At 58.7% G+C, this 13311-nt stretch carries 14 protein-coding genes; 3 read left to right on the forward strand and 11 right to left on the reverse strand.

The features are described 5' to 3' along the window. Positions 1-20: 20 nt before the first annotated feature. Positions 21-944 carry an ABC transporter six-transmembrane domain-containing protein gene (locus ACTG2O_RS09495; RefSeq protein WP_106842808.1) on the reverse strand — a complete coding sequence of 308 codons (924 nt, stop codon included), beginning with the start codon at positions 942-944 and terminating at the stop codon, positions 21-23. 107 nt (positions 945-1051) lie between these two features. Between ACTG2O_RS09495 and ACTG2O_RS09500 the strand changes: the two genes are divergently transcribed. The 3 genes from ACTG2O_RS09500 (at position 1052) to ACTG2O_RS09510 (ending at position 3819) form a co-directional block, all read left to right on the forward strand. Then, entirely contained in the window at positions 1052-1645 is a 594-nt protein-coding gene (locus ACTG2O_RS09500; protein ID WP_005335070.1) for a TetR/AcrR family transcriptional regulator, read from the forward strand. Positions 1646-1751: 106 nt separating this feature from the next. Continuing rightward, positions 1752-2978: a winged helix-turn-helix domain-containing protein gene (locus tag ACTG2O_RS09505; RefSeq protein ID WP_439975657.1), complete on the forward strand. Its 1227-nt coding sequence runs from the start codon at positions 1752-1754 to the stop codon at positions 2976-2978. A 91-nt stretch (positions 2979-3069) separates the two neighbouring features. Then, positions 3070-3819, forward strand: a complete 750-nt coding sequence (locus ACTG2O_RS09510) for a substrate-binding periplasmic protein (protein ID WP_103250772.1) — start codon at positions 3070-3072, stop codon at positions 3817-3819. Positions 3820-3908: 89 nt separating this feature from the next. On the opposite strand, the gene ACTG2O_RS09515 is transcribed toward ACTG2O_RS09510, so the two are convergent. The 10 genes from ACTG2O_RS09515 to ACTG2O_RS09560 form a co-directional block, all read right to left on the reverse strand. After that, a complete protein-coding gene (locus tag ACTG2O_RS09515; RefSeq protein ID WP_439975658.1) occupies positions 3909-5033 on the reverse strand; it encodes a M20 family metallopeptidase in 1125 nt (374 codons plus the stop codon). A 25-nt stretch (positions 5034-5058) separates the two neighbouring features. After that, positions 5059-5526 (reverse strand): YjiG family protein, encoded by a 468-nt coding sequence (locus ACTG2O_RS09520; protein WP_005335063.1) that lies wholly within the window; start codon positions 5524-5526, stop codon positions 5059-5061. After that, positions 5523-6251: a nucleoside recognition domain-containing protein gene (locus ACTG2O_RS09525; RefSeq protein ID WP_439975659.1), complete on the reverse strand. Its 729-nt coding sequence runs from the start codon at positions 6249-6251 to the stop codon at positions 5523-5525. The genes ACTG2O_RS09520 and ACTG2O_RS09525 overlap by 4 nt, the downstream gene beginning before the upstream one ends. 252 nt (positions 6252-6503) lie before the next feature. Then, positions 6504-6860, reverse strand: coding sequence for a fumarate reductase subunit FrdD (gene frdD, locus ACTG2O_RS09530; RefSeq protein ID WP_005335059.1), 357 nt, complete (start codon positions 6858-6860; stop codon positions 6504-6506). Between the two features lie 10 nt (positions 6861-6870). Continuing rightward, positions 6871-7269 carry a hypothetical protein gene (locus ACTG2O_RS09535; RefSeq protein WP_005335058.1) on the reverse strand — a complete coding sequence of 133 codons (399 nt, stop codon included), beginning with the start codon at positions 7267-7269 and terminating at the stop codon, positions 6871-6873. 16 nt (positions 7270-7285) lie between these two features. Further along, positions 7286-8020 (reverse strand): succinate dehydrogenase/fumarate reductase iron-sulfur subunit, encoded by a 735-nt coding sequence (locus ACTG2O_RS09540; protein ID WP_005335057.1) that lies wholly within the window; start codon positions 8018-8020, stop codon positions 7286-7288. Next, complete coding sequence (gene frdA / locus ACTG2O_RS09545) at positions 8013-9797, reverse strand: fumarate reductase (quinol) flavoprotein subunit (RefSeq protein ID WP_157162111.1); 1785 nt, start codon at positions 9795-9797, stop codon at positions 8013-8015. The genes ACTG2O_RS09540 and frdA overlap by 8 nt, the downstream gene beginning before the upstream one ends. 509 nt (positions 9798-10306) lie before the next feature. After that, on the reverse strand, positions 10307-12184 hold the full coding sequence (locus ACTG2O_RS09550) for a methyl-accepting chemotaxis protein (protein ID WP_040066871.1): 1878 nt from the start codon (positions 12182-12184) through the stop codon (positions 10307-10309). Between the two features lie 154 nt (positions 12185-12338). Continuing rightward, positions 12339-13022 carry a glycerophosphodiester phosphodiesterase gene (locus tag ACTG2O_RS09555; RefSeq protein ID WP_439975660.1) on the reverse strand — a complete coding sequence of 228 codons (684 nt, stop codon included), beginning with the start codon at positions 13020-13022 and terminating at the stop codon, positions 12339-12341. Positions 13023-13046: 24 nt separating this feature from the next. Then, positions 13047-13292 (reverse strand): hypothetical protein, encoded by a 246-nt coding sequence (locus tag ACTG2O_RS09560; RefSeq protein ID WP_439976653.1) that lies wholly within the window; start codon positions 13290-13292, stop codon positions 13047-13049. Positions 13293-13311 lie beyond the last annotated feature (19 nt).

A 13311-nucleotide genomic window follows, 5' to 3' on the forward strand; every position in this document is an offset into this window, starting at 1 on the left:
CCGGTTACAGATACAAAATATCAAATCATTTCATCGGGTTGGGCGGTGTTGACCCGGCGGCCTATGTCTCTCAGCCGGGCCAGCTGATCGGCAAGACCGGGCCCCTCATCCAGGCTGGTGACAAAGTTCCAGAGGTAGGTCATCACAGCATAGACATGGCCTGCGGAGACCTGGGGCTGGGCCATCAGCATGGTGATGGCCAGCAGGAACAGCAGGGAGGCGCTGACGCCGACTGCCAGAAAGGCGAGCGCCTCCCGATCCGAAATCCGGATGCGGATCCAGGCCAGCGCGCGGTAGTGGCGGGCGAGGCTGGCTGACTGGGCATGAGTGACCAGCTTGACCTCGTGTTCCAGCCGATCGTTGAGCCGCTCGTGCAGCAGCTGGTTCTTGCGCGAAAAGCCGGGCAGCAGCAGGCCGAACAGCAGCAATATCCCCATGCAGGCGATGCCGACCCAGAACTCGATCACCATCAGCATCACGGCCGCCCCGACGATGGAGATCAGGCTGGTAGCCAGGATCGGGATATGTTTCTCGAAGAAGTCGACAAACTCCCGCGCCAGGGTAACCCGCGCCACTATAGTGGATTGCCCCTCCTGCTGCTGGCGCTGGGTCAGGATCACCGGCACCGCCAGTGCCGCATAGATATGGGTAAAGGTGCGGGTATCGACCGCCCGGCGCAGGGCGCCGATGAGCCAGAACAGCAGCACGATCAGGGCGTAGCTTGAAGCCTGCAGCCACTGGCCCTTGACGATGGCGTCGATGGCAAAGCCGGCAAACAGGGGATAGACCACCAGCAGGATGTTTTCGAGGGCCACCAGCGAGAAGGTGCCTGCCAGCTTGAGGGGATTGGCCCGCGCAATCGCCCCCAGCGAACGACCGGCCGAGTGTGGCAACGGCGTGGCCTGCTCGTCGCAACTGGCTGCCGAAGTGGTTGGTGTTGTCATGGGTTATCTCCTAAGATGTCGGAAACGCTAAGTTTGAGCGAGCGCTCAAAGTTTGTTTGAGCGACTGCTCAAAGTCAAGCAGATCGATTGATATCGCAGGAGGTCAGATGGCACGCCCATCAGCAGAACAGCGCAAAGAGATGATCATCGAGGCCGTATTGGCCCTGTTTCGAGAGAAGGGGATGGCGGCATCGTCAACCCGTGATATTGCCGAGCGCACCGGTCTGGCGCGCAGTCACGTCTACCACTACTTCAAGGATTGGAAGGAGCTCTGCCTCTGCGCCGTGGAGCGCTTCACCTATCAGGAGATCGCCGAGCAGCGGGAGTGGCTGTTGCCGCTGCCGGCCCGCGAAGCGTTGCCGCTCTTTGTGCGGGACAACCTGCCGACCAGTCAGGATGCCTCCTGGGCCATCTATCTGGATGCCTGGAACGAGTCACTGCGCGACCCGGTATTTGCCGAGAGCTACCGCAAAATCATTCTGGCGTGGCGCGAGGTGCTGGAGCAGATCCTGCAAAAGGGGATCGACAGCGGCGAGTTTGTGGCGGGCGATGCCCGGCGACTGGCGCGCCAGATCACCTCGCTCATCAACGGCTATGCCGATGACCTGATTCTGGAGCCGACTCCCGAGACGGTAGAGGCCACTTATCAAGAGATCATGCTGGTGGTGAATCAGCTGGTCTTGCCCCCGGCCCACTCATAGCGGCGCTGGCACACAGGGAGGGGAGGCATACCAGCGTGGTACCTCCCCCGTTTTTGTTGGCCATCCGCCGGGCGCGCGATGGTCAGATACCAGGGAGCGGTTGTTGATGTCGATTACCCATTTGTCACTGCAAGATGCCCGTCATCTGCAACTGGCGGCGCAGGGGCTGCTTGCCCCCCGTCGCAGCAAGGCGACCCCGGCCGATCTGCTGGCCACCATTCGCCGCATGGCGCTGCTGCAGATCGATACCATCTCGGTGGTGGCACGCAGCCCCTATCTGGTGCTGTTCAGCCGGCTTGGCCAGTACGAACCGAGCTGGCTGGAGCAACTGCTGGCTGACGGCGAGATCTTCGAATATTGGGCCCACGAGGCCTGCTTTGTGCCCCGCGAAGATTACCGGCTGTTGCGCCACCGGATGCTCGACCCCGCCGCCATGGGGTGGAAGTTTTCGGCCAACTGGCTCGCTACCCATCAGCAGGAGATCGGTCAGCTGATCGAGCGTATTCGTCAGCACGGCCCGGTGCGGGCGGCTGACTTTGAACGCACAACCGGCAAGGGGAATGGCTGGTGGGACTGGAAACCGGAGAAGCGCCATCTGGAGGTGCTCTTTACCACCGGTCAGCTGATGGTGCGGGAGCGGCGCAACTTTCAGCGGGTCTATGACCTGGCCGAGCGGGTGCTCCCCGAGTGGTGTGATGAGCGGGATCTGCCGAGCATCGAGCAGGCGCAGCGGGATATGGTGCGCGCCAGCTGCCGGGCGCTGGGGCTGGTCAAAACTGGCTGGGTGGCGGACTACTATCGGCTGCGACGCGGCAAATACGACGCCCTGCTCCATCAACTGGCGGACGAGGGGGAGCTGTTGCCGGTACGAGTGGAGGGGTGGCAGCACGGTGCTTTCGTGCACGCATCTCTGGCCGATGAGCTGGCAAGGGCACAGGCGGGCACCCTCAAGGCAACCCATACCACCGCCCTGTCGCCGTTCGATCCGCTGGTATGGGATCGCAAGCGCGCCAGTGAGTTGTTCAACTTCGACTATCGCATCGAGTGCTATACCCCGGCGCCCAAGCGTCAGTACGGCTACTTCGTGTTGCCGCTGCTGCATCGTGGCAAGCTGGTGGGCAGAATGGATGCCAAGGCCCATCGCCAGCAGGGAGTTTTCGAGATCAAGAGCCTCTATCTGGAAGCCGGTGTGAGAGTGACCCGCACGCTTGCACAGGATCTGGCGAAAGCCCTGCAAAAGCTGGCTGACTGGCACCAGACGCCGCAGCTTCGTTATGGTGCCATTCCGGCCAATTTGCTGACGTTGTGGCATGAAAGCGCCCCTGCAAAGTGAGCACTATCTCTTCTGGGCTAAGCTGCAAGAGGGATAAACAGTTCGGGAGAGGGAGATGAGACGAGCGGCAACATGGTGGGCGGGATTGGCGATGGCTATCTTGTCCCCCGCGCTATGGGGGCAAGAGCCACCAGTGAAGATCTGTCTGGGGGAGGGCAACGAGTGGGCCCCCTTTACCTACTGGGAGCGCAAGGACGGTGTGCCCGATACCAGCCGCCTGACCGGTTCGGCGACGACGCTGGTGCTCGATGCATTGCAACAGAGCGGGCTCTCGCACCAGATCCGCTATCTGCCCTGGGCGCGGGTGCAGCAGGAGCTGGCGGATTATCGCCAGAATGGTCTGTGCGAGCTGACCTGGGATGCCAGCTACAAGCCGGAGCGGGCCGAGTTTGCCTTCTACAGCGTTCCCCTCTACTACACCCACCTCGGTTTCTTCTATCTCAAGCGCCGCTACCCCGAACCGCCGGATCTGCAGACGGTCAATCGTTCCCGGGTGTGCGGGGTGATTGGCTACAACTACACCCCCTACGGGCTTGCGCAGGAGCCACGCCGGGTCAAACAGTTGCAGCAGGCGCTCGACATGCTGGAGCGGGATCGCTGCGACTTTCTGCCAAGCGAAATCGAACCTCTGGTGGCAGGCATCAGCCTTGGCATCTACCGCAGCGAGAGCGGGTTGCTCAATCTCGCCCTGCCCAGCCGCAAGGGATTTTATCTGCTGGTGAGCAAGGGTTCCCCCCGCGGCCACCAGCTGGTGAACATCCTCAATCAGTCGCTGGTGGCATTTCAGGAAGGGGGGCATACGGATGAGGTGATGCGCCGCTTCTTGCCGCCAATGGAGTAATAGCGAAGGGTTGCTGTCATTCAGGGGGAGCAGATAAAAAGAGGGCCAGCCGGTGCAAACCGGCTGGCCCTCTTTTACGTGAGAGCTTGTCAGGCTGCCAGACGGGTCAGTACCTTCACCAGCAGCTCGATGCGCGGGGCAATGCTGGCCAGATCCAGATACTCCTCGTCACTGTGGAAACCGGCACCGATGGGGCCCAGACCATCCAGAGTGGGAATGCCGAGGGCGGCGGTCAGGTTGGCATCGGAGCCGCCCCCCACCTCCTGCCAGCTGATCGGCAGTCCCAGTTCTGCGCCACACTCTTCCACCAGCAGCATCAGTGCCTGAGCGCCCTCTGACGGCACCATGGCCGGTTTGTGGGCCTCGCGGGTCAGCTGGATGGTGACGCCGTCCAGATGGGGCCGCTCGGCCAGGGTCAGCAGATGATCGTCGATCTGGTGGTACTCCTGATTGTCCCAGAAGCGGACGTCTACCACGGCGCTGGCATGGGCCGGCACTATGTTGGCACCATTGCCCCCCTCGACAATGCCGATGTTGAGGGTGGTGCCGCTCTCGAAGTTGGTCAGGGCGTTGATGGCCAGGATCCAGTGGCCCAGCTCGGTGATGGCGCTGCGCCCCTTCTGCGGTTCGTTGCCCGCGTGAGTCGCCTTGCCGGTGAAATCGATGCGATAACGGGCCATCCCCTTGCGCGCCTTGACCAGCGAGCCATCGGCGCGGGCAGCTTCGGCCACCAGCACCTGTTTCGCCTGTTTGGCCACCGTTGCCAGCCAGTCGCTGGAGTGCAGGGAGCCGATCTCCTCATCCGGGTTCATGCAGACGCAGATGCTCAGGCGATCGCGCACCTCGCGGGGCAGTTCACGCAGGGCATAGACGATGTTGAGCAGGCCGGATTTCATGTCGGAGACACCGGGGCCGTAAGCGCGCTCACCATCTACGCTCATCGGGCGGGCGGCGGCGGTGCCGAGGGGAAAGACGGTATCCATATGGCCGATCAGCATTACATCGATCTGCGTCGCATCAGGCTGGTTGCGGATCTCCAGTCCCACACCGGCTGCGCCACAGTCGACCCGCTTGATCTGCCAGCCGCCCATCGCCTCATATTTGGCCGCCATCAGGTCGGCCACTGCCGCAATGCCCGGTTGGTGCAGGGATCCGCAATCCAGATTGATCAGCGGGGCCAGTTCGGTCAGGTATTGATCCAGAGAAAAAGTCATTGCTTGCTCCACTATCAGGTTCGGGTCAGAGAAGGATGTTCATCACCAACATGGCGCCGAAGGCGTTGAGTACCGAGATGGCGACCATGATGGGGATATAACGCCCTTCGGTGCCGATACAGCCGAGGATGCGGCCCATGTACTGCACCTGGGAGCCCATCAGGTAGATGGCTGGCGCCAGAATGGCGATGTGGGTGCCGTTGAGGATCCCCTGATCGAACAGGGTAATGACCACACCGACCGCACCGCCCATCGACATCCAGGCGCCGATCAGCACGGCTGCCGCCTCACCGGGCAACCCGAAGATGGCCATGACGGGGGAGAAGATGGCGCCCATGGCATCCAGCGCGCCGGTGATCTGCAGCGCCTTGATGATGACGAAGGCCATCAGTACGTTGGGTACGGTGGAGGTGGTGGCGATGACCCAGCCCTTCTTGGCCCCTTCGACGAAGATATCGGTGACGATGGGTTTCTTGATGTTGGCCTGGCTCATTTGGCTTGCTCCTGAGTGTTGAGGGTCTGCTGGGTGTTGTTATCGGTCTGCTTGCCTTCGCTCATATTGAGGTAGACCCGGAACAGGTTTGCCCCGACAAATTTGAAGGCGAACATCACGATGACTGCCAGACCGATGGAGGAGCTGACCGCAGGGCTGCCATCTGCCAGTGTCAGAGTGAACAGCACGGCGCCGGAGGAGAAGAAGTTGACGATGGTGGCACCAGCGGAGAACTGGAACATGGTGAACACGTCGGTTTCACGTTTGGTGATGAGCCCTTCATCCTTGAGCTGGCGGGTCATGGCAGCACCGGCATCGGTACTCTGCAGGGAGGCGATCAGCGCCAGACCTGTATTGCCCGGGATCCCCATCAGCGGACGCAGCAGCGGGGTCAGCAACTTGCGAGCCGCTTCCAGCGCGCCGTAGTGCTCCAGCACATTGATCATACCGAGGGCAAACATCACGGTGGGGATCAGGGTCAGGGCAAACAAGAAGCCATCGCGAGCGCCGTTGCCCCCCTTGCCGCGCATGTCGGTCATGGCGGTCTTGATGCCGTCACCATTCTCGCTGACGCTCTGGACCATGGTGCCGAACGAGCCGTTCAGCGTGGTGAAATCGAATACCCCGTACCACTCGCCGGATTGCAACAGTCCAGAGAAGAAGACCACGGCGAAGGCCAGTGCCAGGTAACTGCCTATGCTCACCGAGTGTGTATTGTCTGTCATTAGCTAGCTCCATATGAATAATTATTTAATCTGAATAATTATAATTGATATGGATGTCACTAAATTGATGGTGGTCAAAATGGTTTGCTGCAAATAACGAATGTATTGGGGTTATGTGACTGTGATCGCCATATGATTGGACGATAATCTGGTTTTTATCGAATTGTTTGAGTGAATAAAAAGCAGGGGCGGGATAGCGGGGCAATAAAAAACCGGGCACCAGGCCCGGTTTGGTCAATCAGTCAGATGTGATTACTGGAGTACCAGTACCATCAGCAGGCCGACACTAATGGCAGATACCAGGAAGGCAAAGCCATAGAACACATAGTGGTGCAGCTTGGTGGTGTGGATCCCCAGATCGTGCAGACCGTGGTAGATACGGTGCATACCGTGCCAGACTGGCAGGGCGATGATCACCAGCAGGATGCAGGCACCCCACCAGGAGCTGGCGAACGCGTGCACGCGGTCATAGCTCATGGTTTCCACGTCCATGATGCCCATGGGCACCAGCAGACCGGTGATGAGGACAATGACCGGCAGCAGCATGGCAACGACCATGCCACCCGCACCAAACAGACCCCAGTAAATTGGTTCGTCAGAACGTCTCATTGTTTTCTCCTCAGGCCACGATGATCAGGACAAGCAGGGACACCACCGCCAGCGCCACATACTGGGCGAGAACGATCGGCTTCTCCGGTACCAGGTCTTCACCACGGAAGATACGCATGGCTTTCGGCGCCAGGGCGAACCAGGTTTTGGCATGGAACAGGCACGCCGCCAGAGCGACGACATGGAACAGGATGGCGATCGGGCTTTGCAGGGATTCCAGCCAGCCGTTGAACGCTTCCTGACCCTGAACCAGGCGCATCAGGCCCCACATCAGCACAACGGCGTAGATGGAGACGAAGATACTGGTGCCTTCACGGATCATGTAACCGGTGTAGAAGGCGTTCTTCAGCCACCAGTCTTTCTTCATTTCGCGGACGTAAGGTTTACGTTTGCTATCAGTGTTGTTCATGGTCTCAATCCTGCTCTCAATCTGGCTTGAACATGGCGATCATGTAGTCCTTGGCGCTTTCGACCTTGCCAAGCTGGATGGCCGCCGCCGGATCGACGCCCTTCGGGCACACTTCGGAGCAGTAGCCCACGAAGGTACAACCCCAGACGCCTTCGTCCTGGCTGATGATGCGCATACGCTCTTTGGCACCAGCATCACGGTTATCGACGTTGTAGCGATAGGCCAGAGCCAGTGCCGCCGGACCGGTGAACTTCTTGTTGATGCCGTACTGCGGGCAAGCCGCGTAGCAGAGACCACAGTTGATGCACTGGGAGAACTGCTTGTACTGCGCCATCTGGGCCGGAGTCTGGATGTACTCGCCATCACACAGGCTGCGCGGCTCGCTCGGGATGATGTACGGCTTGATGCTTTCCAGCTTCTCGATGAAGTCGGACATGTCGACCACCAGATCGCGCTCGATCGGGAAGTTGTTGAGCGGCTCGACGGTCATCTTGCCCGGCAGGTAGTCGCGCAGGAACGCCTTGCAACCCAGCTTGGGCACACCGTTGACCATCATGCCGCAAGAGCCGCAGATCGCCATCCGGCAGGACCAGCGGAAGCTCAGGGTAGAGTCCAGGTGATCCTTGATGTACTGCAGGGCGTCCAGCAGAGACATCTCTCTCTGGTATGGCACCTGAAAGGTTTGCATCCAGGGCTCGTTATCCTGTTCCGGACGGTAGCGCAGGATTTCAATTTCAATCATCTCAGCCATTCTTCTTAGCCTCGTCTTGTTTCTCACCCTCGGAGCCGTACACGCGTTTTGCCGGCTGGGACTTAGTGATCTTCACATCGGAGTAATCGATGGAGGGCGTTTCGCCATTTTGGTAGAACGAGAGCGTGTGCTTGAGGAAGTTCACGTCATCACGCTCTTCGTAACCATCCAGACGCTGGTGGGAACCGCGGGACTCTTTACGATTGATGGCGGAGTGAGCCATGGCTTCTGCCACGTCCAGCATGTAGCCCAGTTCGATGGCGTACAGCAGGTCGGTGTTGAAGACAGAGGACTTGTCGTTGATCTTGACCTTTTTGTAACGGGCTTTCAGCTCGTTGATCTTGTCGATGGTGCCCTGCATCAGCTCTTCGGTACGGTAGATACCGACACCGGCTTCCATGGACATGCCCAACTCGTTGCGAATATCGGCCGGGTTCTCGGTGCCATCGATGTCGAGCAGGGAGAGGTGCTGCTTGATGAGCGCCTCGGCCTTGGCAGCCAGAGCTTCGGTGTTGCCGTGTTTCTGAGTCTTGGCGAATTCACCGGCCTGTTCACCCGCCAGCTTGCCGAATACCACGATCTCGGACAGGGAGTTGGAACCCAGACGGTTGGCGCCGTGCAGACCGACGGAGGCACATTCGCCAGCGGCGTAGAGGCCGGCCAGACGGGTGGCACACTTGTTGTCAGTCTCGATACCACCCATGGTGTAGTGGGCAGTCGGACGTACCGGAATAGGCTCTTTGGCCGGATCCACGTTGACGTAGGCTTTGGCCAGTTCGCAGATGAACGGCAGACGCTCTTTCAGGTACTTCTCGCCAAGGTGACGCAGGTCGAGGTGAACCACATCGCCCATCGGGCCCTGAATGACGCGGCCTTTCTGCTGCTCTTGCCAGAATGCCTGGGAAACGCGGTCGCGCGGACCCAGCTCCATGTATTTGCTCTTCGGCTGGCCAATCGGGGTTTCCGGGCCCAAGCCGTAGTCTTGCAGGTAGCGGTAGCCATCCTTGTTCAGCAGGACGCCACCCTCACCACGACAACCTTCGGTCATCAGGATGCCGGTGCCCGGCAGACCGGTCGGGTGATACTGGACGAATTCCATATCACGCAGCGGTACGCCGTGACGGTAGGCCAGTGCCATGCCGTCGCCGGTGACGATGCCACCGTTGGTGTTGTAGCGATAGACACGGCCAGCGCCGCCGGTTGCCACGATCACGGATTTGGCCTGGATGAAGCGGGTGATACCGTTCTGGATGTCGAAGGTCAGTACGCCCTGGACACGGCCGTCGTCCACGATCAGATCAAGACAGAAATGCTCGTCGAAGCGCTTGATGCTCGGGTATTTGACGGAGGTCTGGAACAGGGTGTGCAGAATATGGAAACCGGATTTGTCTGCGGCGAACCAGGTACGCGGAACCTTCATGCCACCAAACGGACGCACGTTGGCTTTACCATCCGGCTTGCGGCTCCAGGGGCAACCCCAGTGCTCCAGCTGGATCATCTCTTTGGTCGCGTTGTTGACGAAGTATTCCACTACGTCCTGCTCGCACAGCCAGTCACCACCGGAGACGGTGTCGTTGAAGTGGTTTTCGAGGGAGTCGTCATCACGGACGACACCGGCGGCGCCGCCTTCGGCAGCAACCGTGTGGCTGCGCATCGGGTAAACCTTGGAAATCAGGGCGATGTCCAGGTCTGGCTGTGATTCGGCTATAGCGATAGCGGCGCGTAAGCCGGTACCGCCAGCACCGATGATGGCCACATCGGTCTTGATAATATCCACATCTGCCTCCTTAGGGATAGATTTGCTGGGCACGATTTTGCTCTATGAAAAAAATTCAGGCTTGATGCAAGTCAAACTGCTAGGTTTTATTCCCTTTTTATTGGTTATTTTTCTATAAAACACCCAAATCCCTGGATGAAAATGTCGTTATTATCGTCATTTTTTGGTGTTACTGAGCAGTTGAACACCTAGCTACGAGTACTTTAACTTCTGGATTGTACGTAGTTTTCTTTCAATAAAATGCGAATCACCTCTCTTTTTAGGTACTCGCGAAAAAAATTTTAAGTTTTTTATTGTAATTTTTTAATGAGAATTATTGGCATTCATCTATTCGGATAGAAATAGGTAATCCGAAATGCTGCGGTGATCACGGCGGTGATCTGATAATTCCAGACGAATTACAAGGATTTCAAGGCGGGGTATTTGGCGGGTAATGTAAGATTACTCACTGAAAATTAAGCGCTATTTAGGAAAATAAAAGGGGCCTGTACGGCCCCTTTTGCTCATGCTCAAATGCGGAACATGCCGACCTGATTGCTCAGTTCACCCGAAATATTTTTAAGTTGTTCAGAGAGATGGCGTGAGCTGTCTGCATCTACTGCCAGTTCGTCCGAGACATCTTTCACCGCCTGAATGTTGCGGCTTACCTCGTCGGTGACGGCCCGCTGCTCTTCAGCCGCGCTGGAGATCTGGGTCGCCATGTCGGAGATCTGGTTGATCGAGGTGGTGATCTGCTCCAGCGCATGGGTGGCGTTGTTGGCGTCATCCACGCTGTTCTGGGCCAGCAGCTGGCCTTCGTGCATGGTGCTGACCGCTCCCTGGGTATTGCGTTGCAGGGTTTCGATCATATTGCGGATCTCGACGGTGGAGCTGTGGGTACGCTGTGACAGGACGCGCACCTCGTCGGCTACCACTGCAAAGCCGCGGCCCTGTTCACCGGCACGTGCCGCTTCGATGGCGGCGTTGAGTGCCAGCAGGTTGGTCTGCTCGGCGATGCCCTGAATGGTGGAGAGGATGGTGTTGATCTCCTGGGCGTTTTTCTCCAGTTCCTGAATGATGTTGGAGGCCTGTTCCACCTGGGTGGCCAGATCGGTGATGGAGCGCTGGTTGCGGGCGATCACCTGCTTGCCATGCTCGCAGCTGCTGGAGGAGCTGCGGGCCGCTTCGGCGGTCTGCTCGGCGTTGCTGGCGACCTCGACTGCGGTGGCTGACATCTCGTGTACCGCAGTGGCGATCTGGGAGATCTCGTTTTGCTGGCGTGCCAGCCCCTGATTGGCCTTCTCCGCCATGCTGTGAGAGGACTTGGCCTGCTGGTTGAGCTGGCCGGAGGAGTTGGAGATATCCTGCACCATCACATGGATCCGCTCGATGAAGGTGTTGACGTGTTTGGCAACCGCGCCCACCTCATCCTCACGTTCAATCTTGATCCGGCGGGTCAGATCGCCGTTGCCACGGGAGAGATCGGCAATCGCTTCGCCCAGGGTTTTCAGAGGGGCCAGCGAGCTGTTGATGGCGACATAGGAGAAGCCTGCCACGATCAGTATGGTGATAAGCCCCTGAATGAGGGAGGAGGTAACCATGCGGCGTACCGACTGGTAGGCGATCTCTTCATCCACCATCATGCCGTAATACCAGTTGGTATTGGGAATGGCATTAAAGTCGTAGACCTCTTTCTTGCCGCTGATCACCAGCTCGTTGATCATGCCGTCATGGGCGACCTGATTGATGTAGGCGGCAGTCAGCTCCGGTGCCAGAGCGGTAGCGGATTTCAGGCTCAGGGAGGCATCGGGGTGCGCGATGATGGTGCCATTGCTGTCCACCAGCATGGCGTAGGTGCCCTCGGTGGTGACCGCCAGAATGTCCGAGATCAGTGAGCTGATGGAGACGTCACCGGCGATGACCCCCTGGGTATTGCCACGCTGGAACGGCTCGGCAATGGTGACAATCAGCTGGCCGGTGGAGATGTCGGCATAAGGGGAGGTGATGGTCATCTTGCCAGCAGCCATTGCGTCTTTGTACCAGGGGCGTTGACGGGGGTCATAACCGGCGGGCAAGTCGGTTGGTTTGCTCTGGATCATTTTGCCGTCTGCGGTACCGGCATAGACCAGGTCGAAGCCACCGGCATTCATGGACTGGGCCAGATGACTGATGGGCTCATCTTCTTTGGCGAATGCTTCCTTGGTGGTGCTGACCATGCTGATCCGGGCGTCGACCCAGCGGGAGATCCCCTTGACGTTGGCCATGGAGCTTTCGTCGATGATGTTCCAGACCAGTCGCTGGGTCTCGCTGCGCAGTTGCGAGGTGTTGTACCAGACCTGCAGGCCGGTGATCACCAGAATGATGACCCCGATAGCCAGAACAAGCTTGTTTTTAATGGATAAGTTCATAGTTACATCCTTGATGAGCGTCAGTCTGAAGTGTGTGGCATCTGATTATTGTTATAGCCTTGTTACTATCGGCCGTAGTCGAACTTTTTTTACCCCGGTCAACAAATTAAAGTTAGTGCCTAAATGGGGGCTTATCCATACGCGTATCGTCCCATCATGGTGAGATAAAGCGATCCGGTCGATTGGTGAAGATTCCATCGACCCCCATGCTAGAGAGCGTTTCATAATCTTCTGGATAATCAACGGTATAAACTAGAACTTTGAGCCCCCGGCGATGTGCATCATCGACCAGCGCGGCGTCGATAAAATCAACATCGCAATTGATGGACCAGGCTCCCAGCTTGTCGGCAAACTGCGCCAGGTTGAGCGGCAGGTTGGCGGTCAGGGCTCCGAGCCGGATATCGGGCCGCGAGGCGGCAAATCGGGCCAGCTCCGGGTGATGGAAGGAGGAGACCACCCACTGGCCGGGAGTAAAGCCCAGCTCGGCCTCTGCCCGTCGGGTCAGGGCTACCACCGCATCGGCGGTATGGGCGCCCTTGAGCTCGATATGCAGCTCGCAGCGTCCGGCGATGATCTCCATTACCTGCCACAGGGTCGGGATCACCTCTCCTTCACCGGCATCGAGTTGCTCCAGATATGAGCGGGATTGTTCGGTCAGCACCCCCTTGCCATTGGTGCAGCGCTCCAGCCGCCGGTCGTGGAAGACCCACAACTCGCCATCGGCCGCCTGCACGTCGATCTCGATGGCTGATGCTCCCAGCTCCAGCGCTTTGGCCATCGCCTTGAGAGTGTTTTCGGGGGCCAGGCCGCTGGCGCCACGGTGGGCAATAATCTGCATGTTCTGCTCCTTTTACCTCGCGGATCAGCCGCGGCTCAGGTGAATGTCGATCTGTTGATGGGGCAGGGTAAGTCCCTGCTGCTGCATCTTCTCCAGCACCAGCGAGTGAACCTCGTGAGTGATGGGCATCCGGTGATCCATGTTGTTGACGTAGAGGCGGATCTCGTAGATCAGTGCTGAGTCGGTGAATTCGATCAGGAAGACCTCTGGCGTCGGCGTCTCCAATACCAGGGTCGATGCCTGGATGGACTCTTCCAGAATGCGCTGCACCAGTTTCGGATCCCGGGTC

This window comes from Aeromonas sp. 61P (assembly GCF_051919545.1).
GTDB lineage: Bacteria > Pseudomonadota > Gammaproteobacteria > Enterobacterales > Aeromonadaceae > Aeromonas > Aeromonas veronii.

What these genes read in the sequence shown, in the direction of transcription:
- ACTG2O_RS09540 (WP_005335057.1), bottom strand. Translation starts at nt 8,020, where the DNA reads ATGGCTGAGATGATTGAAATTGAAATCCTGCGCTACCGTCCGGAACAG.
- frdD (WP_005335059.1), bottom strand. Translation starts at nt 6,860, where the DNA reads ATGAGACGTTCTGACGAACCAATTTACTGGGGTCTGTTTGGTGCGGGT.
- ACTG2O_RS09495 (WP_106842808.1), bottom strand. Translation starts at nt 944, where the DNA reads ATGACAACACCAACCACTTCGGCAGCCAGTTGCGACGAGCAGGCCACG.
- ACTG2O_RS09515 (WP_439975658.1), bottom strand. Translation starts at nt 5,033, where the DNA reads ATGACTTTTTCTCTGGATCAATACCTGACCGAACTGGCCCCGCTGATC.
- ACTG2O_RS09525 (WP_439975659.1), bottom strand. Translation starts at nt 6,251, where the DNA reads ATGACAGACAATACACACTCGGTGAGCATAGGCAGTTACCTGGCACTG.
- ACTG2O_RS09555 (WP_439975660.1), bottom strand. Translation starts at nt 13,022, where the DNA reads ATGCAGATTATTGCCCACCGTGGCGCCAGCGGCCTGGCCCCCGAAAAC.
- ACTG2O_RS09535 (WP_005335058.1), bottom strand. Translation starts at nt 7,269, where the DNA reads ATGAACAACACTGATAGCAAACGTAAACCTTACGTCCGCGAAATGAAG.
- ACTG2O_RS09505 (WP_439975657.1), top strand. Translation starts at nt 1,752, where the DNA reads ATGTCGATTACCCATTTGTCACTGCAAGATGCCCGTCATCTGCAACTG.
- ACTG2O_RS09550 (WP_040066871.1), bottom strand. Translation starts at nt 12,184, where the DNA reads ATGAACTTATCCATTAAAAACAAGCTTGTTCTGGCTATCGGGGTCATC.
- ACTG2O_RS09520 (WP_005335063.1), bottom strand. Translation starts at nt 5,526, where the DNA reads ATGAGCCAGGCCAACATCAAGAAACCCATCGTCACCGATATCTTCGTC.
- ACTG2O_RS09500 (WP_005335070.1), top strand. Translation starts at nt 1,052, where the DNA reads ATGGCACGCCCATCAGCAGAACAGCGCAAAGAGATGATCATCGAGGCC.
- ACTG2O_RS09510 (WP_103250772.1), top strand. Translation starts at nt 3,070, where the DNA reads ATGGCTATCTTGTCCCCCGCGCTATGGGGGCAAGAGCCACCAGTGAAG.